Source organism: Streptomyces similanensis (genome assembly GCF_039543625.1).
Classification (GTDB): domain Bacteria; phylum Actinomycetota; class Actinomycetes; order Streptomycetales; family Streptomycetaceae; genus Streptomyces; species Streptomyces similanensis.
Map to the genome: position 1 here is coordinate 13025 of NZ_BAABKC010000066.1, position 20864 is coordinate 33888.

Sequence of the window (20864 nt, forward strand, 5' to 3'; positions counted from 1 at the left end):
AGCCCGGACTCCCGGGCCCTGGGCGCGGCTGCGAACCCTTAGGGTGGATGCGCGTCGAGGTGCGTCGAGCACAGGGCTTGGGGGCGTGGGATGGCACGGGTCGTCGGGGTGCACGGAGTCGGCAAGCAGCTACTGGGAGAGGAGTCGCTGCGCTCGCAGTGGAGGCCCGCGTTGGCCGACGGACTTCGGCGAGCCGAGGCCGTCACCGGGACGGAGCCCGGGGCGCTGGAAGAGGACGGCTTCGCCATGGCGTTCTACGGGGACCTCTTCCGGCCGCCGGGACACATGCTGGCGGTGGGGGATCCGGCTTACACCGCCGCCGACGTCGAGGACGGGTTCGAGGCGGAGCTGCTGCTGGCCTGGTGGCGAAGCGCAGCGGAGGGCGATGCGGGGGTGGCACCGCCGGGCGGGGACACCCTGGTTCGCTCCCCTCGGGCCGCGCAGACCGCGCTGCGTGCGCTGTCCCGATCCCGGTTCTTCTCCCGGATCGCGTTGCGTGCCCTGGTGTTCGACCTGAAGCAGGTCCACCGCTACCTCGCCGACCCTGAGTTACGTGTCCGGGTGCGCCGGCGGGTCCAGACGGCCATCACTGCCGACACCCGGGTGGTCATCGCGCATTCGCTCGGTTCGGTGGTCGCCTACGAGGCGTTGTGCGCACTGCCCGGACATGGCGTGCGAGCACTGGTGACGCTGGGCTCACCGCTGGGCATGCGGATGATCTTCGACAGGTTGGAGCCCGCCCCCTCACCGAGTGGTCTTTGGCCCGGGCCGGAGAGTCTGCGCTGGACGAACGTGGCCGACGAGGGGGATGCCGTGGCAGCGGTGAAGGATCTGCGGCCGTACTTCGGCGAGGACGTGCGGAGCGCGGTCGTGCACAACGGCTCCCACGCCCATGACGCCACGGCGTACCTGACCGACCGCCTGACCGGTGCGGCTGTGGCCAGGGGCTTGGCATGAACTCGTCCGAGCCGCGCCGCTATCTGATCGCCACTGCGGTCAGCCACTATCCCAAGGCCCGAGGGCTCGGCTGGGATCGGCCCCGGCTGGCCGATGCCCGTCAGCGGATCATCGACCTGTTCACCCGGCAGTTGGGCTACCAGCACGTCTCGGACCTCGGTCTGAACCCCACCGCCGCGCAGCTCACCGACGGACTGCGCGCCTTCTGCCGGGCCGCGGACCGCCGGCCTGACGATGTCCTGGCGGTTTACATCGCCGCGCACGGCGAAGTTCTGGAGGACGGCGAGCACGTGCTGCTGACAGCCGACACCGACCCGGAGGACATCGATGACGCCTTACCCACCCTGACACTGGCCCGCAAGATGCTCCGCGGCACCCGGGTGCGCCGACTGCTGCTGATGCTGGACACCTGCTTCTCCGGACAGGGCGGCAACGAACTGCTGGGCGCGGTCGCCGGCTTGAAGGGCCGATGGGGCGAGGAGACGGAGACGGGACTGGCCCTGCTCACGTCGGCACAGCCCAACGAGCTCGCCGAGACCGGTGCGTTCCCCTACCTGCTCGGTGAGGCCGTCACCAGTCTGGCCACCGCCGGCCACGGACCGCGGGAACTGGCCCTGGACGCCCTGATCGCCGAGATGAGAGCCCATCCCAAGCGGTCCGCTCATCAGACCACCAGCGCCGAGATCATCGGGCTGACCGGCACGATGCCGCCGTTCTTCCCCAACCCCCGGCGCGACTCACGCCTGACCCACATCGACCTGGCCCTGCAGCAGACCTCTGCATGGCAGACCCAGACCAACCGCCGCGAGGTCGAATACCGCGCGCGGCTGCTGCGCCGAGCCATGGGGCACAGCGATCCGTCCCGGGCCGGCTGGTGGTTCTCCGGCCGTCACCGCGCACTGGACGACATCACCCGCTGGCTCACCGACCTGCCGCCCGACCGGTCCGCCCTGGCGGTCACCGCCGGTCCAGGGTCGGGCAAGACCGCCGTCCTGGGACTGATCGCCACCCTGACCCATGCGGAACATCGACGCACCGTACCGCTCGACGCCCTCGGGCTCGCCGACCGCGCCCTACCCGGCGTCGGATCGCTCGACGCCGCCGTCTACGCGCAGAACCTCACCGATCAGCAGGTCCTGCAGGGCATCGCCGCAGCCGCGCGGATCACCGCCACGAGCGTCGCCGACCTGCTCAACGGTCTGCCGGACCGGACCCGGGCCGGCCGACGGCCGCTGACGATACTCATCGACGCCCTCGACGAGGCGGAGACACCCGACACCCTGTGCAGTCACGTTCTGCGGCCGCTGATCGACCACGGCGGCTCCCGCGTCCGGCTGCTGCTCGGCACTCGTCCGCACCTGTTGTCCGGCCTCGGTCTGCGCCGCGAGGACCACATCGATCTGGATGCCGACACCTACGCCGACCCCGAAGCCGTCCTGGCCTACACCGTCCGCAATCTCCTCGAGGCGGCTGCCGAATCCCCGTACCTCCACTGCTCCCGCGGGCGGCTACGGGCGATCGCCCGGCAGGTGGCCCGCGCCGCCGGGTGCTCCTTCCTCGTAGCCCGGATCGCTGCCGGCACCCTCGCCGCCAGCCCCCACCTGCCCGACCCCGCCGACCCGGCCTGGCGCCGCTCCCTGCCCCGTCTGCCCGGCCAAGCCATCCACGACGACCTCACCCAGCGCCTCCGCGACCAGGCGCAGCGCGCCATCGACCTGCTCCGCCCACTCGCCTTCGCCCAGGGCCAGGGCCTGCCCTGGGAAGACCTCTGGGCTCCCATCGCCACCGCCGTCTCCGGCCGCCCCTACACCAACGACGACCTGCACTGGCTCCGCGGCGCCGCGGGCGCCTACGTCGTCGAGGCCACCGAGGACGGCCGCTCGGTCTACCGCCTGTACCACGAGGCGATGGCCGAGTACCTGCGCCAGGACCAGGACCCGACCCGGGTCCACTCGGCCATCACCACCGTGCTGCGCCGCCAGGTCCCCTACCGCGCCGACACCACCCCGGACTGGGCCCATGCCCACCCGTACTCCCTCCGCCACCTGGCCACCCACGCCGCCCGCGGTGGCCGCCTCGACGAGACCACCACCGACACCGAGTACCTCGTTCACGCCGCCCCTGACGAACTCGCCCGCCACCTCCACCTGACGACCACGGACGACGCCTGCCTGCACGCGGCCATCTACCGTTCCTCTCTCGGCCGCCACCGCCCCCTCCGCCCGGCCGACCGCAGACAGATCCTCGCCATCGACGCCACCCGCTACAACTCCGGCACCATCCGCCGCGCCCTCAACGCCGCCCTGCCCCCTTCGTCCTGGACGCCGTTCTTCGCGACGGGCTCCGACGTCTCGCCGGCACTGCGGAACACGATGACCGGTGGCTCCGCGTCCACGGTGGCGTGTGCCGAGCTGGAGGGACGGCCCATCGCCGTCACGGCTGAGGACGACGGAACGGTCCGCATCTGGGACCTGGCCACCAGCCGCCCCGTCGGCACCCCCCTCACCGGACACAGCAGATCGGTGCTGGCGGTGGCATGCACTGAGCTGGAAGGCCGGCCCATCGCCGTGACGTGCGGGGGCGACGGTGAGCTCCGCGTCTGGGATCTCGCCACCCGTCTGCCCATCGGCGTTTGGCACGTCGGCTTGGCGATGGCGGCGGTGTGTGCTGAACTCGACGGGAGGGCCGTCGCCGTCGTCGGCGGAATAATGGGCTCTGTCCGCATGTGGGACCTCGCCACCGGCCAGCCGGTCGGCACTCCCGTCGTCAGCCGCGAAGGCGGCGTTCAGGCCATGGCGTGCGCCGAGCTGGAAGGCCGACTCGTCGCCGTCACCGGAGGATACGACGGCACCATTGGCAGGTGGGACCTGACTGAGGGGCGGCCGATCGGCGCGCCGCTCAAGGGCCACGAAAAACCGGTTCAGGCGGTGGCGTGCACGGAACTGGACGGCCGGACCGTCACCGTCACCGGAGGACGGGACGGGACGGCCCGTGTGTGGGATCTGACCACCGGTCAGTCCATCGGCGCCCCTCTCATCGGTCATGACGGCCCGGTCTACGCGGTGGACTGCACCCGAGTGGACGGCAAGACCGTCATCCTCACCGGAGGACGCGACTGCACGGCCCGCATGTGGGACCTGAGTACCGGCCGATCCGTCGGCGTCCCCTTCGGCGGCCACGGCGGCTCGGTCCACGCGGTGGACTGCATCCGGGTGGGCGATCAGGCCATCGCGGTCACCTGCGCGGCCGACGGAGCCCTCCGAACGTGGGAACTGTCCGCCCATCGGCCCATCGGCGCGCCCCTCAGTGGACATGACGGCCGGGTGATAGCAGTGGCGTGCACCGAACTGAACAGCCGGACCGTCGCCGTCACCGGTGGAGAGGACGGCCCGGTGCGCACCTGGGACCTGACCTCAGGGCGGCTCATCGACGTCCTCGCGGGCCACGAGGGCCAGGTGAACGCCGCGGTGTGCGCCGAACTGGACGGGCGGCCCGTCGCCGTCACCGGCGGAGGAGACGGGGCCGTCCGCATGTGGGACCTGGCGATCGGCTGCCCCATAGGCGCGCCCCTCACCGGGCACGACGGACCCGTGCACCGCGTGGACCGCATTGAGGTGGACGGCAGGGTGACCGCCGTCACAGGCGGACGTGACGGCACGGTGCGCGTGTGGGACCTGACCACCCGTCGGCCTGTCGGCACCCCCCTCAGAGGGCACAAGGGCCCAGTGCAGGCGTTGGCCTGTACGGAGCTGGAGGGCAGGCCCATCGCCGTCACCGGTGGTGATGATCACACCGTCCGTATGTGGGACCTGACGACTCGGCGGCGTGTCGGCGCCCCCCTGAGAGGGCACGACGGTCCGGTGTACGCGGTGGCATGCGCCCACGTGGACGGCAGGCCCGTCGCCGTCACCGGCGGAGCTGACGGCACCGTCGGCCTGTGGGACCTGACCACTCGCCGACAACTCGGTGACGTCCTCCTGAAAGGGCACGACAGTTGGGTGGTGGCCGTGGCGTGCGCCGAGCTGGACGGCCGGCCCGTTGCGGTCACCGGAGGAAGTGACAGCACGATCTGCGTCTGGGATCTCAAGAGGCGGGTTCCCACGCGACTGCACCTGCCCTCGGCACCGGGGGCCCTGGACATCACGCGGACCGGAACTCTCGTATGCGGTGTCTACCGCGACATCTGCGCACTCACCCGCAAGACGGATGTGCAGCGCGTGGAGTCCAGGAGTCGTTGGCGCAACGAGCCGGAGGACAGCGATCCCACGAACGAGGTGTAGGGCAGGCGCCTGCCCGGTCAGAACCGGGCAGGCCCGACCTGTCGACGGTCGGCACGCCGGAGTCTCGGCGAGTGCGACGACGCCGTGTTCGTACTCCACCTCCAGCCTGGTTCTACGCGTGTGAGCGGCCCGAACGGCAACCACTCTCCGCACAGGCGGAGACGGGGGAGACTGGGCCGGACTCCGTCGGCCCGCGTCTGACGTCCGGTACTTGCCGTCCGGTCCCGCCGCGGACACCCGTGTGCCGCGCCCTCGCGCGCCGGCCAGGTGGGAGACCTCGAAGCACGACGACCGTTGGACCGGCCCCTGCCCTCACAGACAACCCGAACTGGCTTTGTTCATGAGGAACGGGCTCTGGCACAACTTCTGTGGTGTCGCGGCACGCGGGCCAGCCTGCCCGACGTCGCCCAAGCCGCCAGCCTGGTAGTCCCCTCGTCCGTCATCCTGGCTCTGCCGGGCGGCGGCGCCGCGTCACAGAAGTTGTGCCAGAGCCGCGGCTGATGGACACCCCGAAGGCCCGTGCCATCCGGGCGCCGGCCCGGCCGGCGAGGGCGAGCCCCACCGCGGCGAGAGTCGACCGCAACCGCTCCGTCCACCTGCTGTACCGACGGGTCAGCCCGGGCAACTGCTCAGCGAACGTCTGCCGCGCACACGAAGACTGCGGACAGAAGAACCGCCGAACTCGCAGTTGCAGGACCACCAGACGTCCCCCGGTCGGCACGTCCGCGGGAAACCGCAGGTAAGAGCTATGCACCCGGGTCGACTCGCTTCCACAGTCCGGGCATGCCGCCCCGGCCGACGTACTGCAGACGTTGACGCGTATCGCCTCGTGGCTCACATCCAGCGACTGCACCGACACGTCCGCGATGGACGGTAACAGCAGGCCCTCCACGGGAGGCGATGTCTCTTCCACGACGCCGCACTGTCGACCACACCAAGATGGGCCCCGGTCGTTTTCAGGCAACTTCCCGAAGCCTGTTTGGAGCGGCGGCCGTCACTCAGCGTGCACGCTTCACGGAAGTCGTGCCAGAACCCCTAGAAGTGAACGAAGCCAATGCGGCTCACCTCCGCTCGCGCGGAGAGGACGACGTGCGGTGCGGGTCGCCGGTCGTCGCGCACGGCTCACCTCCGCTCGCGCGGAGAGGACGTGGGTGCGGTCGGCATGTTCGCGGCCGGCACCGGCTCACCTCCGCTCGCGCGGAGAGGACGCCCGTTCTCGTCCATCACCAAGACGTGCTGGCGGCTCACCTCCGCTCGCGCGGAGAGGACGATTCACCGAGTAGGCTGAACTGAACCTACAACGGCTCACCTCCGCTCGCGCGGAGAGGACAATCCCGTTGGTGCTGGTGTGACTTGGAGGGCCGGCTCACCTCCGCTCGCGCGGAGAGGACCTCACCGTCGGAGTAGGCCCGGCCGGTGAGTGCGGCTCACCTCCGCTCGCGCGGAGAGGACTCCGACTGCTCTGGATCGGCACGAGTGTTGTACGGCTCACCTCCGCTCGCGCGGAGAGGACAACGTGCCCGCGTGCGCGATCAGAACGTCTCGCGGCTCACCTCCGCTCGCGCGGAGAGGACCCAGCCCCGTGAACGAGGAGTGGATCACGACGTGGCTCACCTCCGCTCGCGCGGAGAGGACCGCTCAAGTTCAGCACGCAGCGCGGCGACGTCCGGCTCACCTCCGCTCGCGCGGAGAGGACCCGAACAGGGCGGCAGGGTGACCATCGACCAGCGGATCACCTCCGCTCGCGCGGAGAGGACGTGGTGGCCCTGCCCATCGTCGGCCTGATCGGCGGCTCACCTCCGCTCGCGCGGAGAGGACTTGCTGCCGGTCACCGCCGGACAGCCCGTGATCGGCTCACCTCCGCTCGCGCGGAGAGGACTTCCAGTCCATCGGCTTGCCGTTGAAGATCACCGGCTCACCTCCGCTCGCGCGGAGAGGACGATCGTCTGCCAGTCGGCGCGGGCCACCTCGGCGGCTCACCTCCGCTCGCGCGGAGAGGACGCCACGACCCTCACCGTCGCCTCCGCGTCGGGCGGCTCACCTCCGCTCGCGCGGAGAGGACAACAGGACGCTGCCGTCCTTGAGCTGGCTGACCGGCTCACCTCCGCTCGCGCGGAGAGGACGCTCGGCGCCCGCGACCGGGCCCAGCTGGTGCCTCCGCTCGCGCGGAGAGGACCTGCTGCTCCTGCGTCCAGGCGGCAATGTCGGCGGCTCACCTCCGCTCGCGCGGAGAGGACTACCAGCGGGCGGGCTGCCCGGTGCCGGCCACCGGCTCACCTCCGCTCGCGCGGAGAGGACCGCGACAGCTGGGGCATCGGCTGGGGCTACGGCGGCTCACCTCCGCTCGCGCGGAGAGGACCTCATCCCACGGCGAGCCGTACATCTCCTCGACGGCTCACCTCCGCTCGCGCGGAGAGGACTTCGTTGCTTCCGGCTCCAGCGCCTCCTTCAGCGGCTCACCTCCGCTCGCGCGGAGAGGACGCACGGCGGCGCGCATCTGGGTGCTAGACAAGCGGCTCACCTCCGCTCGCGCGGAGAGGACGCGTTGTGCTCGCGCTGCGCGGCGATCAACGCCGGCTCACCTCCGCTCGCGCGGAGAGGACCCGGCCCCCGGCCCACGCCCCAACCGCCGGCACGGCTCACCTCCGCTCGCGCGGAGAGGACGAGACCTTCCCCCACGCCTTGCCAATCATCGTCGGCTCACCTCCGCTCGCGCGGAGAGGACTGCTCCGGGACCCGGCCCGAGAGCCTTCCTTCCGGCTCACCTCCGCTCGCGCGGAGAGGACTCGGGGCCGAGCAAGTTATCCCCGAAGACACTCGGCTCACCTCCGCTCGCGCGGAGAGGACGTCGTACTCGCCCGTTCCTGTTTGGCGTCGGTCGGCTCACCTCCGCTCGCGCGGAGAGGACGCGATGTTCGTGTAGATCACGGTCAAGACCTGCGGCTCACCTCCGCTCGCGCGGAGAGGACAGGAGCTGGCCGGCGGCGATCTCCTGCGCGGTCGGCTCACCTCCGCTCGCGCGGAGAGGACGCAGTGCGGGCCGCGTTCGGCGGCCACGCCGCCGGCTCACCTCCGCTCGCGCGGAGAGGACGCCATCGCCAAGCTCGACCCCACCGCGGGCGACGGCTCACCTCCGCTCGCGCGGAGAGGACACTTCCCGACCTGCACCGTTAGAGGAGGATTGCCGTTTCTTTACCATCACTCGCGAACGAGATGAGGGTGAGACCGTCGAAGTCGACTGGCGTGCGCCTTTGGGTGCCCGCGGTGCGTAGTTCGAAGCCTTGTTCGTTGTTGAAGGGGTATGCCAGCACGGTGGTGCCGCTGCCGGCGCAGGCGGCGACTGACTCCCAGAGTTCGTCGCGGACGCCCGCCGAGACAGTACCGACGTACAGCTCCGGGGTGACTTCGAGGAGCCAGCGAGTGAGGGCGCCGCGCAGGTGGTCGGGAACGGCGGAGACGGACAGGACGATCATGGATGCCATAGCGGTTGGGCCTCCGGTGGGGAATCGCTCATGCTCCGGCTCCGTAGTTGGCGCCGCCGGGAAGGGGGCCGGTTACTGGGTCCCAGAGGTCGATGAGTTGTTCTTCGGGGTCGGGGGTGTCTCGGTCGCCGCCGGGATCGAGGAGGTCCTGGATGTCGTGGACGATGCGTGGCAGGAGGCGGAAGAGGCGTAGGCCGTCGCGGAAGGAGCGGCGGGCTTGGGCTTCGGGGTTGGTGGAGGCGTGAAGGGAGAAGGCGAGGGGGATGGTGAGTTCGGCTTTGTAGAGGTCGGCGATGTCGTAGACGAGGGCTTGTTGGTTGCCGCTGTGGACGAAGCCGAGGGCGGGTGAGCAGCCGAGGGCGAGGATGGCGGCGTGGACGATGCCGTACAGGCAGGTGTTGGCGGAGGACAGAGCGAGGTTGACGGGGTCTTGTTGGTCCCACTGTGCGGGGTCGTAGGCGCGGCGGAAGCGGCCGATCTTGTATTGCTGGGCGAGGAGGCGGTAGTGGGCTTTGACGCGCTGTCCTTCCATGCCGCGTAGCTGCTGGAGGGTGGTGCCGGGTGGGGCGGTGCCGGTACCGAAGCGTTTTTCGTACATGGCGGTGGCTGTGGCGAGGCGCGTGCGGTCGTCGGCCCAGGCGCGGGCCTGGCGTTCGAGCCAGGTGGTGCTGAGGGAGTCGGGCTGGGTTGCGGCGTAGCAGCGGACGCCGCCGGATCCGGTGATGAGAACGGTGGTGCCGTGGCGGGCGAGGGTGGCCAGGGCTCGTGCGGTGATGGAGGTTCCGGGGCCGAGGAGGACGCAGCTGAGTGCGGCGGTGGGCAGGTAGACGGTTTGTCTGCCGTGTCGTTCGCTGGTGACTTCGGCGCAGACTCCGGTGTCGTCCTGGAGGACTCGGACGACGTCGAGGTAGAGGAAGGACAGGGAGTCGGTGATGCGGGGCAGCATGGCGACGGTCGGTGCCGCGAGTTTTCTGCGGGCGTTGGTGGTGGCGGGCTTGTTCATGCGGCGGCACCGCGGTGGGGGGCGATGGTCAGCAGGCCGCAGCCGTAGGCCTTGCCCCGGCCGATGCCTTCGGTGATCTTGGTGCGGAGCTGGTCGGGGTCGATGACGACGGCGGTGCCGTCGAAGCGGGTGCGGGTGTGGCGGACTCGCTGCTGGTTGCTGCTGCCACGTGTGCCGCGTACGCCGGTGGCACTGTCGAGGAGCTGGGAGTGCAGGGTGAGGACTTTCAGTCCGGCGGTGTCCGCCTGCCGCAGCCACCACTCATCCGCGTGGGGGCCGTGGAGGGGAACGACGGCGGGGAGGTTGTAGAGGGCGCGGGTGGTGGCGCCGGGCTTGCGTACGGGGCTGGCGGTGCAGCGGAAGTTGATGTGCGCCCCGGAGTGCAGGGCGGTCAGCAGGGGGCTGAGGTCGCGGGTGAGGGCCTGGCCGTAGTGGTCGGGCAGGCGGGTCAGGTCGGGTTGGTGGCCAGACTGCAGGAGCACGTGCGGGCCGGTGGGGGCGTCGTCGATGCGGTGCAGGACGCCCAGGGCGGCGCGCGGGTCGGGTCCGATGCTGTCGGGGAAGAGGGACATCAGCCGCTTGTGGAGTGCCACGGTGTCGGCGAGGTCGCGGCGGGCGTCGCGGGAGGCGGGGTGGGGGACGATGCGGGTCAGCCACAGGGCTCTCATCGGCGGCTCCCTTCGCTGGTGGGCCGGGCGGGGTGGAGGTAGGCGGTCAGGCGGGTGAGGTAGTCGGCGCCGAGACCGGCCCACTGGTCGGGGGGCGGGGTGAAGGTGCGCCGATACAGGGGGCGGGACTGGTAGGCGCGTCGGCGTGGGTGGAAGGTGAGGGGCTGGTCGTTGAGGTGGGTGGCCGGCCAGGCGGCGTCGGCGGGGTCGGAGGTGCCGGCGGTGTCGGGCAGGGGGAGTTGGTCGAGGGGCTCGTCGGCGAGGAACTCCACGGCGCGCGTGGGGCTGCCGGGGCGTGGGGGTGGGGCGGCGAGGGGCAGGTGGACCAGGTGGTGGAGGGCGTCGTCGAGGATGCCCAGGAGGAGGGGGCCGGCCGGGGGGCAGGCGCGGCGGCCGAGGTAGAGCGGCCAGCGTGGTGTCTTCAGGGCTGTGGCGCAGGCGTTGAGGAGGTCGCCGACTGCGGGGGCGCCGGGGGTGGGGGTGAGGGCGAGGGTGAAGGCGGCGTCGGCGAGGTAGTAGCGGTGGGACAGCAGGGTGGTGGCGTCTGCGGGGCGTTTCTTGCCGGCGGCGGTGGTCACGGTCTGGGCGGCGGGCAGGCCGCCGCCGACGGTGTGCAGGTCGCGCAGCAGGACGCCGGGGCGATCGACGCGGACGGTGAGCCGCAGCTGGGCGAGGTCGTCGATCGGCTCGCCGCGGTGGCGGCCGAGGGCTGCGGCCAGGAGGCCGATGATTGCGGAGCGGGTCGGGAAGGCGGCGGTGTCGCGCTGGTTGAAGTGGCTGTGCAGGCCCCAGGACTGCAATGGGCCGCTGCACTGCAACAGCAGGCCCGCCCCCGCCGCGGGCGCGGCGACGGGGCCGGGGGTGGGGGTGGTTTCGGTGGCGGGGGCGTTCACGCGGCGGCTCCGGAGCCGCTGGGGGCGAACGCTGCGGTGAGAGCGGCGGTGACCAGCTGGTTGAGGGAGGGGCGGCGGTCTCCGAGACCGGGATGGTCCTTGGCGTCCAGGCCGGTCCAGCCGGCGAGGAGGATGCCGTCGTCGCCCATGAACGTGTTCACGGCGTCGGCGTACTGGGCGAGGGTGTCGCGTGAGGCGGCGGCGTAGCCGCCGTCGGCGGCCATCCGGACGGGCTTTTCGAAGGCGGCGGCCAGGGAGAGCGGCCGGTCGGCGCGGACGGTGAGGTGGATGAGGTCGGGCACGGTGTTGGGGGCGGTGGAGTTCTTCTTCGCCTGCGGCAGGGAGCGGATGAAGGAGTGCAGGAAGGCTTCGGCCAGTTCCCGGGCGGACGCCGCGTCCGCGGCGCCGAGGTTGTCGGCGAGTTCCTTCAGGTCGATGGTGGCGTAGCGGTAGAAGGTGCCGGCGCTGAACTCGGCGTGGCCCATGTGGCCGCTGCCGGTGGAGTCGTTCCAGTCGTCGGTGACGTCGTCGACGGCGGAGAAGTAGTCGATCTCGATGTCGGTGGGGTGGGTGGTCATGGCGTGGGCGACCTGGACGGCGCCGTCGACGCCCGCGTCGTCGACCTCGGCGAGCATCCGGCCGAAGAGGTTGATCGCGCCGTTGCGGGTCCGCAGGATCGCGGTCACCTTGTCCTTGGGCAGGACGCTCTTGTCGCTGGATTTCTTGATGTCCTTGGCCTTCTCCAGCTCCGCCCGGTGCTCGGCGGCCACGTCGGCGAGCTCGGCGACGGCCGTCTGGGGCACGTAGACCAGCGCGTTGCCGATGACCTTGTTGGCCTGGACCTGCTTGTCCTTCTCCTCCAGTTCGAACTTGATGCCGCTGGCGGCGGCCAGGTGCGCGCCGGCCCGCGCGGCCAGGTCCTCGGGCCAGTCGCGCTCCTTGGTCAGGAGGCAGGCGACGCGCTCGCCGATCCGGCGGGTGCGCAGCGCGCTGTCTGCGATGCGCTGCTGGAGATCGGTGCGTACTGCCCGCTTCCAGCACTGGCTGGAGACCCGGGTGCGCAGCACACCGCCGTATTGGACCGTTTTGACGGAGTTGGTGTCGTCGCGGTTGAGGTTGGCGAACGGCACGGTCTGCAGGGCGTGGACGCACAGGAAACGGGCGGGCGGCTTCACGGTCATGGGTACTCCTTCTTGGCCGGCGTGTGCGGCGGGTTGAGATGCGGTGGTCGTCTTGCCGCGGACCCGTGGTGAGGGTGCGGCGGGATCCGGCGGGCCCACGGGGCGGGCGCCGGCGGGGTGGCGGGGCCGGTCCCGCGGGCGCGGTGAGGCCGGGGCAAGGCGTCAGTCGACGGCGGTGGTCGGCTCGTGCGTGTCGTTCTGGTCTGCTCGGTCGGCTTGGCGGCGGGCGTCTTCCTGGCAGCGGCGGTAGAAGTCCTGCAACCAGCGGCGCGTGACGCGCCCGGAGTGCTGGGGCCAGTCGACGAGGTCCTGCAGCAGCCGCGCCCAGTCCACGGGCACGTCCAGGGAGCGCAGGTAGCGGACGGAGGCGGGCAGGTGCCGGTGCAGGCCGCTCACCTGCTGCTTGCACAGGATGTTCAGGCGACTCTCCGCCGTGCCCCGCCGCATCTGACGGTCCCGACCCGGGCCGGTGAGGACAGCCACAGCGAACGAGGCGCCCAGGCTCGTGCCGTGATCGCGTGCCGTGTCATCGGCGGGCTCTGCAAGCGCCGGTGCGGCTGCCTGCTGGTTCTGAGCGGGGGACTCGCTCTGACTGGCGGTGTCGGGGGCCGTGTCGTCGGCGGCGGCGCCCTGTTGCCGGCGGGCCTGCTCGGCGATCATCGCGGCGACGGCGTAGTACGCCCTCTGCGTGGTCTCACTGGTGTGAGGCGGGACGAGATGGGCGATCACGCGGTGCATGCGCGGGACCGCGTCGAGGTCCTTGCGCACCCCGGAACGCAGCGCGCTGCGGGCGCCCGGATCGCTCTCGGACAGGCACAGGACCGCGGTGGTGAAGCGCCGGTAGCCGGCGAGACGGGGTGTCGTCGGGGCGGCGGAGCGCTGGGCGGGCAGCGCCGCGGCCGGAGGTGAAACGGTCGTCATGGTGGGATGTCCTTTCGCTTTCGTGCGGCTCACGCGGCGGCCGGGCGGGCGGCCGGCTTACCATGGCGGGCGCCGAACAGTTCGGTGCGAGCTTCCTCGACCGCTTTCGCGCCGCGCTGGGTGCGGGCCGCCGAGGCCGTGACCTCGTCGAAGGCGGCCACGGCCAGCGCCAGGAACGCCGCCCGGGCGGCCGTGGCGTCAAGACCGCCGTCCAGCGCGGTGCCGGTGCGGTCCAGCAGACGGAACCGGTCCCAGAACTCCCTCTCCGCGGCCGGCCAGTAGCGGGCTGCGCCTGCCTGGGCCCAGGCGTCCGCGCTGTCCTTCGGGTCGTTGACGTAGGTGCGCCAGGCCCGGCGCAGTGCGCGGTCCAGCCGCGTCCCGAACCGTTCGCCCAGCACGCGCAGCCGTCCCACGGCGGGCTGGGTGCGGGCCGACCGCTGTTCCACGAAGCCGAGCACGGGCGGGGTGACGGCGTCCACGAACTGGGTGTCTTTGGCCTGCCCGTCCTGTTCGAAGCCCAAGGCCCGCACGCGCAGGTCAGGCGAGACCTCAAGGGCCCACTCGAACACGGTCGGCCGTCTGGGCTGCGCGACGCCGGGCGGGTCGATCAGCAGCAGCGCGTCCAGGTCCCGCCACAGCGCCCGGCCGGAATCAGCCAGGCGCGGGTAGGTGTTGCCCTGCTTGCTGATCTGCCAGATCAGGTAGTCGTCGTCCGGCCGGGCAGCTCGCCCGGTGCGGTAGGCCCAGGTGATGTATGCGTCGCGTACCCGCGTACCGTCGGCGGTGTCGGGGATCAGGAGCAGGGCGTGCATCGATGCGGCCGTCAGCTTCGAACATGGGCCCGTCAGAGCCGGCGGCGGCCCCTCGGGGTCGGGCAGTTCGTCCCACTCCCACGGGCACAGATCACGCCCGGCGTCCGTCTCCCGCGCCGGCGGGACCAGACCGGCCAGCAGCGTCTGCAGCAGCGTGTCGCCCTGCGGGTGGTAGGAGAGGCTGGTGCGCAGGGGGCCCGCCTTGGCGCTGGCGCTTGTGACGCCGTTGACCTCACGGGCCGAACAGCGCCCGGACGGCCCGTAGTAGTGCCATGTCAGCAGGTTCAGCAGCGCCTCCGACACGGTCGGCAGATCCGGGACGGCGTCGCTGGCGTGCCGGAACCAGGCATGGTTGTTGCCCGCGGGACGCGTCACCACCAGCTTGTTCACCCCGGCTGTGCTGGCCGCGTCGCACTGGTCCTTCAGCCGCGGATCCTGCATCCACGGCCGGCCCCGCGGCACCGGGTCGAACAGGAAGAACCGCTCCCGGCAGCGGGCCAGGTAGGCATCGATGCCCTTCTCGGGCAGCCGTCCCCCTGCCAGGATCTCCTCGCGTCGCATCAGCCAGTCGTCCGGGCCGTCCTTCGCCTCGTCCAAGCCGGTCACCCGCGCGGCCAGCGCGTACAGGACGCGCAGGAGAGCGGAGTGCGCGGGCGCGTCCGGCACGGCCAGGGTCTCGATCTCGTGACTGCGCAGGAGCAGTTCCCGCAGCCCCACCCGGGCAGGCAGCGGGTCGGAGCGGCCGTCGGCGCCCGGCGCCCACCGCACGGGCACGAGGGGCTCATCGAGGATGTTCACGGTTGCGGACACGAAACTCCCCAGGAGAGACAGAATGAGAGCGGGGCCCTGCGCGAGCGGGGGTGTGCCGGCTGCCGTTGTGGAACGGTGCGGGCCGATGCCCCCCAATGCCTGCGAAAGCAGGCATACTCCCCCAAGTCCCCCCGGACCAGGCTTAGGCGGACGGTAGCAAAGGCTGCTGTTGTAGAAGCCCTACTTCGGGGAATCGGTCAGAGTCGTTCAAGACCGACCTCGGATACGGCGATCGTCCGGTCACCGCAGCGGCAGGTCCACCGGCCCTCGCCGGACCTGGTCACCGGCAGCACCGTCACATCGCGCAGCGCGGACTCCTTGCGCCAGCCCGCCAGAGGCTCGTGCTCTGCGGCGCCGTCCCTGATCCAGGTGCCCGGGACCGGAGCCGTGTGGGCGACGATCCGGGCCACTGCTTCCCGGTTCAGCCGGCGCCCGTCGGCGCCGGGCAGGGCGACCGACCCGGCCGCGTCCAGGGTCCGTCGGCCGTCGTCGTGGACGTAGGCGCACACGACGCGGCCCGTGTCGGCGCCCAGCCGGGTGGTCAGCAGCTCCTCGGTGACACCCTCCAGCCGCCGGCTGATCAAATGCAGGCTGCCCTGAATGTCACCGGGCCCCTTGATGGCGACCATGCCCGCCAGGTCCGTCTCCGCCATCGTCGACGCCAGCCGCTCGCCGTCCAGATGCCGCAGCTCCCGCTCGACGGCCGCATCGAGCCCCTCGACGAAGTCGGGGGCGTAGACGGCGTCCACCAGTTCCTGCACCCCGTCCGGGACGACGATTCCGCCGCCGACGCGCTCGGTGAGCAGGAGCGAGGTGCGCAGCAGCAGGCCGGTGTCGTACACCGACCCCCAGGTGGGCGGCTTCTCCGCCTTCTGCGCGCGGCGGAACGGATCGAGGACGACCAGCCTCGGCCGGTCCTCCGCCCTGGCCCACGCCGGGCGCCCGCCGCTTCCCCGGGCATGCCGGCGGCCGCGGCCCGCACGCTGCAGCAGCTGCGCCAACGGCGCAAGATCACTGACGACCAGGTCGAAGTCGAGGTCCAGGGACTGCTCCACCACCTGCGTCGCCACCAGCACCGACGCCGGCCGCACCCCGGCCGGTTCCCCGTCGCGGGGTTTGCCGTAGGCGGCCTCGCACTCCTCGGTGATGCGCTGACGCACACCGGCTGGGAAACGCGAGTGCAGCAGCCGCAAACCGCCCTCCCGGGCCGCCAGCTCGGGAAACGCCTCACGCAGGTCACGGAACGTCTGCTGCGCCTCGGCCACCGTCGTACAGCACACCAGCGCCGTCCCGCCCCCGCCGACGACCGGCCCCAGCTCCTGCTCCAGCGCCTCCCGCCGCCCGCCCCGGAGCGCAGGCATGCCAGGCGCGGCCGGCAGGACGTCCCAGACCACCCGGCGCACCGCCACATCCAGCGTGCGGGGACGGCCGGTGCGGGTCGAGCGCGGCGCGGACACCTCACCGCTCTTCGCGCTCGCATACAGCCAGCCCGGATAACACGGCTCGAGAGGAACCGGATCGGTGAACCCGGCCCCGCGCCGGTAGGCGTTGACCAGCGACGCCGCCGTGGAACCAGTCAGCGTGGCCGACAACAGCACCACCGGGGCGCCGAACGCGCCCAGCCACTCCAGCAGAACCAGCAGAAGCTTGTGCATCCACGGCCCGTACGCGTGAGCCTCGTCCACCACGAACACCTTCTCGGACAGCCCGAACAGGCGCAGCACGTTGTACCGCAGCGGCAAAACCCCGCCAAGGACCTGGTCGATCGTGCCGACCGACAAAGGGGCCAGGAAGCCGCGCCTGGGCCCGCGCAGCCAGGCGTCCGCCTCCACCGCCGTCGCACCGTCCGCACTCACCCCGCCCGCCGGCCCCGGCAGTCCCTCGCTGGCCGACGGCGCGTAGGCGGGGTTCAGCCACGCCATCGAATGCAGCAACGTCAACGCCCGCTCACCCCCCAGAGCCCGCGAGGCGAACGAGCGGACCCTCCCGTACATCGCGTCCGCCGTCGCCATCGTGGGCAGCGCCACAAACAAACCCCGCGCGCCCGCCGCCCGGCCCAGCACCGACGCCGCATACAACGCGGCCTCCGTCTTCCCGTCCCCCGTCGGCGCCGTCACCAGCACCAGACCCGAACCCCGACCGGCCACCAGGCCCGGAAGACGCTCCACCAGATCCGCCTGCAACGGATTGGGAGCGAACGGGAACATCCCCTCGAACCCGGCCGCCTCGAACCCGGCCCGCCCCAGCCGGGCCGCGGCCACCAGCCCCGGCGCAGCAGCCCGCGCCCGCCCGAAATGCGCATCGACCTCCCCCGGGCTGCCCCGCCAGGAAACAGGCGGGCGCACCGCCCCGATCGCGTGAACCTGGCTCGCCAGCCAGTCAGCCGTGACCACCAGCCCCGACACAACCACCGCCAGATCCGCCGACAGGGCACCCCGCGGCACCGCATGAGCACCCGTCACCCGCCGAAGCTCCTCCAAATGAATCCGCCGCTGCCCGGCCCACCCCTCCTCCCCCAGACCCGCCTGGTACCCGCTGGGCCGGCGCATCTGCGCCACCGACAACCCAGCCCCGAACACCCCGTGATGACCACCCAGCAACTGCCCCACCCAATGCGCCAACGGCGCACCCGAACCCCCCGCCACCGGCCGCACCCACCCGTTGGGATACCCCGCACCCGCCAACAACTCCGTCAGGGCCCAGTGCGTCGCCATCTCATGCCGAAACCCACGATCCCGCTCCGCCCCCGCAGCGAAGACATACCGCGGATCGCCCCGCACCGCATCGAACAGACCGGGCACCTGCGCCTGGAACACCGGAGTGATCTTCCCCAGATCATGCAACCCCGCCCACCACGACAACACCGAACGGCAGGCCTCCCCACCCAGGCCCAACTGCCCCGCGACCCGCCGACGCGTCCCCTCATCCACCAACCCGTCCCATAACACGCCGAACACCGCAGCCACATCCAGCAGATGACACATCACCGGATACGGCCGGCTGAGCCCCTGCTCCTTCCCCCACAACCGAGGATCCGCACAAACACCCACCAACGACTCACCCTCAGACTCCCTCATGCCCCACTAGCTACCAGACCCCACCGACAACACACCCTGAGCAGCCAAAACACCCCACACCCACCATCAACACCCCCTACACTCACCCCACACCACCACCCGGAACGCCCCATGACCACCCACAGCCCCACAAGCAAAGAACACGCAAAGTCGTTATAACCCTGCACGTCAGGAAGTGCCCTCTCCGCGCGAGCGGAGGTGAGCCGCACTACGACGACAACTTCCTCTGCTGCGAGCAGCCCTCTCCGCGCGAGCGGAGGTGAGCCGCTGATCTGGCTCGCCCTCGGCTTCCTCGTCCTGCCCTCTCCGCGCGAGCGGAGGTGAGCCGCTGGCCAGCATCGCGGCTTCGGTGTCGGTGGGGCCCTCTCCGCGCGAGCGGAGGTGAGCCGTGATGCCCCGTGGTGCGCAGCTACTACACCCGATCCTCTCCGCGCGAGCGGAGGTGAGCCGCCCCGCTGCCACGCGATGTCCCACTCCGGGCAGTTTTCTCCGCGCGAGCGGAGGTGAGCCGACCACGATCGGCGTCTCCTGCGAGGCCCGGCCGTCCTCTCCGCGCGAGCGGAGGTGAGCCTCGTCCGCGTCCCGCCCTCAGCGTCCACGACGCGTCCTCTCCGCGCGAGCGGAGGTAAGCCGCCCTTCACGCAGTTGCGACCGAGAGAAGAAGCGTCCTCTCCGCGCGAGCGGAGGTGAGCCGCCGTGGTCGCTGGAGCGGGTGGGTCTTCCGGAGTTCTCTCCGCGCGAGCGGAGGTGAGCCGGCGCGGGAGGTGCCTGGCTTTGTTCATGTTCAGCGGTTCTGGCTCAGCTTCCGTGCTGAGTGACGCTCCGTTACTGCTGGACGTCGAAGAGACCAATGGACGGGGGTGGCGGGGCAAGCACTGCGCGAAGGCGCGTCAGTATGGCTCGCCACTGCTTCCAGTCCTCCGGGTCGACCCAGTTTGAGGCTGGCCCATCCTCGTCGTCGACGATGCGGGCGAGGGCTTCATCGGCGAGTGCCCGAAAGTCGGAAGGGAAGACGGGCATCGGTGCTTCCGGGCCGTAGGACATGTCGACAGGTTCGCCTCCCGGGCATTGCGCCGCGATCAAAGCGGCGGCGGCCAACCCCTCTTCCGCTTCCGTGAGATAGCCGGTTGCGTCGATCGTCCGGACGAGGACGCCTCGGATCAGGGCTTCACGCGCCTCGGGCTCGGCTTCGTCGAGCGCGTTGGCGAAGTCCGCGGCTGTGTCGTTGTCGAAGGGACCGGTATCCCAGGTGCCCATGCTGATCTCCTTGTGTATGGTCGCCAGGATCTTCGCATCAGGAACTGACAACACGACTACGGGGCGAGCAGGACCCGTTTGCGGAGCAGTGCGAAGCCGGCACGGCCGAACATCTGGCGCTTGAGCATCTTGATCCGGTTGACGTGTCCTTCGACGACGCCGGAGTTCCAGGGCAGAGTCAGGCCGGCGATGACTGCGTTGCGGTCTCGGTCGATGCCGGCCGCGAGAGTGTGGGGGCTGGGCAGGTCGTCCTGGCGGACGGCGTCGAGCCATTGCGGGAGTCGTTCGCCCTGGCGCTCGGTGAGCATGTGGGCGAAGGACCGGACGTGACCGGTCAGGGCGTCGAGTTCGGGGCAGTTGGCCAGGACGACCTTGAGCCGGAGCTGTTCGATCTCGGTCAGCGTCTCGGGTCGGCTGAGGGTCCATCTCGTCACCACGCGGGGTGCCGGCGGTTGCGCGGTGACCGGCCGTGGCGAGGTGCGCTTCTCTCGCAGGTAGGCGCTGACCCGGCCGTAGCTGCCGCGATAGCCCAAGGGAACGATCTCCTCCCAGAGCTTCCAGGCGTTGGTGCAGCCCTCGTCCCAGCGTTCGTCCAGGTAGGGCTTGTACTCGTCGAGGACAGAGGTCCTGTTGTGCTGCCACTGGCCTCGGAAGAGGCCTTCCGGCTTCGCAGCGTCGGCGAGGCTTTTGACGGTGCGGTGGGTCATCTGGAGCTGACGCCCGATGGAACGGCGGCTGTGGCCGGCTTCCAGCAGCGCGTGGACCGTGGCATGCCGGGCTCGGACGCGGTTGGCGAACCGCTCGCTCCGCCATAGAGAGTCCGCCTTCTCCTCAGGCGGCGCCGGTTCATCGGCCTTCCCCTCGGGATCGGGGACCAGAACCCGAAGGCACTGGCGGTGTCAGGCCACCGCACGCTCAGCGGCTTCCCCCCAGGTTGTGCCACAAGTGCCAGCGGTCGGCGACCTGCGTCGCCTGGGGCGCCCCGGCTGTGGCGCCTTCCGCGAAGAACGGCGCGCGGTCCCGGCAGACGACCTCGATCCCTGGCCGCTGGGCGGGCCAGGCGGCCAGGCTTGATGCCTCCCGGTCAGGCAGCAGATCCACCGGCCGGCGGGACTCGACGTCGACGAGCACCGTGCCGTAGACCCGCCCTTTGCGTGTGGCGTACTCATCGACACCAACCAGCCGCGGGGCCGGGACTTCCGGTTCGGGCAAAGCTTCCAGCAGCCGCAACACCGCACTGCGGCTGATGGGCACCCCGAAGGCCCGTGCCATCCGGGCGCCAGCCCGGCCGGCGAGGGCGAGACCCACCGCGGCGAGAGTCGACCGCAACCGCTCCGTCCACCGGCTGTGCCGCCGGGTCAGTCCCGGCAGTTGCTCAGCGAACGTCCGCCGAGCACAGGACGACTCCGGACAGAAGAACCGCCGGACTCGCAGTCGGAGGAGCACCCGCCGTCTGAGGTTCCCCCGTTGTGCGGGAGTGGGTGACTAGCCGGTCAGGGCGGGTTGACGTGGTTTCAGGTTCA

Annotated in this window: 14 protein-coding genes and 3 CRISPR repeat arrays; of the genes, 2 read left to right on the forward strand and 12 right to left on the reverse strand. The window is 71.1% G+C overall.

Features of this window, described 5'->3' with window-relative positions:
• Nucleotides 1–90 precede the first annotated feature (90 nt).
• Together ABEB07_RS22430 and ABEB07_RS22435 are read left to right on the forward strand one after the other, a co-directional pair.
• A complete protein-coding gene (locus ABEB07_RS22430) occupies nt 91–957 on the forward strand; it encodes a hypothetical protein (protein ID WP_345669981.1) in 867 nt (288 codons plus the stop codon).
• A complete protein-coding gene (locus tag ABEB07_RS22435; RefSeq protein WP_345669982.1) occupies nt 954–5237 on the forward strand; it encodes a caspase family protein in 4284 nt (1427 codons plus the stop codon). The genes ABEB07_RS22430 and ABEB07_RS22435 overlap by 4 nt, the downstream gene beginning before the upstream one ends.
• A 439-nt stretch (nt 5238–5676) precedes the next feature.
• Here ABEB07_RS22435 and ABEB07_RS22440 read toward each other — a convergent pair whose 3' ends face one another.
• The 12 genes from ABEB07_RS22440 to ABEB07_RS22495 all read right to left on the reverse strand — a co-directional run bounded on the left by ABEB07_RS22440 (nt 5677) and on the right by ABEB07_RS22495 (nt 20787).
• Complete coding sequence (locus ABEB07_RS22440) at nt 5677–6150, reverse strand: transposase family protein (protein ID WP_345669984.1); 474 nt, start codon at nt 6148–6150, stop codon at nt 5677–5679.
• A 144-nt stretch (nt 6151–6294) separates the two neighbouring features.
• Nucleotides 6295–7361: a CRISPR direct-repeat array (repeat unit 29 nt; unit sequence CGGCTCACCTCCGCTCGCGCGGAGAGGAC).
• An 84-nt stretch (nt 7362–7445) separates the two neighbouring features.
• Nucleotides 7446–8389: direct repeats of the CRISPR family, unit length 29 nt; unit sequence CGGCTCACCTCCGCTCGCGCGGAGAGGAC.
• Nucleotides 8390–8407: 18 nt separating this feature from the next.
• Complete coding sequence (gene cas2e, locus ABEB07_RS22445; RefSeq protein WP_345669986.1) at nt 8408–8719, reverse strand: type I-E CRISPR-associated endoribonuclease Cas2e; 312 nt, start codon at nt 8717–8719, stop codon at nt 8408–8410.
• Nucleotides 8720–8747: 28 nt separating this feature from the next.
• Nucleotides 8748–9722 carry a type I-E CRISPR-associated endonuclease Cas1e gene (gene cas1e, locus ABEB07_RS22450; protein WP_345669988.1) on the reverse strand — a complete coding sequence of 325 codons (975 nt, stop codon included), beginning with the start codon at nt 9720–9722 and terminating at the stop codon, nt 8748–8750.
• The gene (cas6e, locus tag ABEB07_RS22455; RefSeq protein ID WP_345669989.1) at nt 9719–10390 is read right to left on the reverse strand and encodes a type I-E CRISPR-associated protein Cas6/Cse3/CasE; all 672 of its coding nucleotides are present in this window, start codon (nt 10388–10390) and stop codon (nt 9719–9721) included. Before cas6e ends, cas1e begins: the two co-directional genes overlap by 4 nt.
• Nucleotides 10387–11214: a type I-E CRISPR-associated protein Cas5/CasD gene (gene cas5e, locus ABEB07_RS22460; RefSeq protein WP_345669998.1), complete on the reverse strand. Its 828-nt coding sequence runs from the start codon at nt 11212–11214 to the stop codon at nt 10387–10389. The genes cas6e and cas5e overlap by 4 nt, the downstream gene beginning before the upstream one ends.
• Before the next feature lie 65 nt (nt 11215–11279).
• The gene (gene cas7e / locus ABEB07_RS22465; RefSeq protein WP_345669999.1) at nt 11280–12458 is read right to left on the reverse strand and encodes a type I-E CRISPR-associated protein Cas7/Cse4/CasC; all 1179 of its coding nucleotides are present in this window, start codon (nt 12456–12458) and stop codon (nt 11280–11282) included.
• Between the two features lie 168 nt (nt 12459–12626).
• The gene (gene casB / locus ABEB07_RS22470; RefSeq protein WP_345669990.1) at nt 12627–13385 is read right to left on the reverse strand and encodes a type I-E CRISPR-associated protein Cse2/CasB; all 759 of its coding nucleotides are present in this window, start codon (nt 13383–13385) and stop codon (nt 12627–12629) included.
• Nucleotides 13386–13414: 29 nt separating this feature from the next.
• Entirely contained in the window at nt 13415–15007 is a 1593-nt protein-coding gene (gene casA, locus ABEB07_RS22475) for a type I-E CRISPR-associated protein Cse1/CasA (RefSeq protein WP_345669991.1), read from the reverse strand.
• Between the two features lie 197 nt (nt 15008–15204).
• The gene (locus ABEB07_RS22480; RefSeq protein ID WP_345669992.1) at nt 15205–18033 is read right to left on the reverse strand and encodes a CRISPR-associated endonuclease Cas3''; all 2829 of its coding nucleotides are present in this window, start codon (nt 18031–18033) and stop codon (nt 15205–15207) included.
• Nucleotides 18034–18265: 232 nt separating this feature from the next.
• Nucleotides 18266–18838: a CRISPR direct-repeat array (repeat unit 24 nt; unit sequence TCTCCGCGCGAGCGGAGGTGAGCC).
• 71 nt (nt 18839–18909) lie between these two features.
• A complete protein-coding gene (locus tag ABEB07_RS22485; RefSeq protein WP_345669993.1) occupies nt 18910–19341 on the reverse strand; it encodes a DUF4259 domain-containing protein in 432 nt (143 codons plus the stop codon).
• Between the two features lie 56 nt (nt 19342–19397).
• Nucleotides 19398–20048, reverse strand: a complete 651-nt coding sequence (locus tag ABEB07_RS22490) for a transposase (RefSeq protein WP_345669995.1) — start codon at nt 20046–20048, stop codon at nt 19398–19400.
• A 208-nt stretch (nt 20049–20256) separates the two neighbouring features.
• Nucleotides 20257–20787 (reverse strand): ISL3 family transposase, encoded by a 531-nt coding sequence (locus tag ABEB07_RS22495; RefSeq protein WP_345669996.1) that lies wholly within the window; start codon nt 20785–20787, stop codon nt 20257–20259.
• Between the last annotated feature and the right edge of the window lie 77 nt (nt 20788–20864).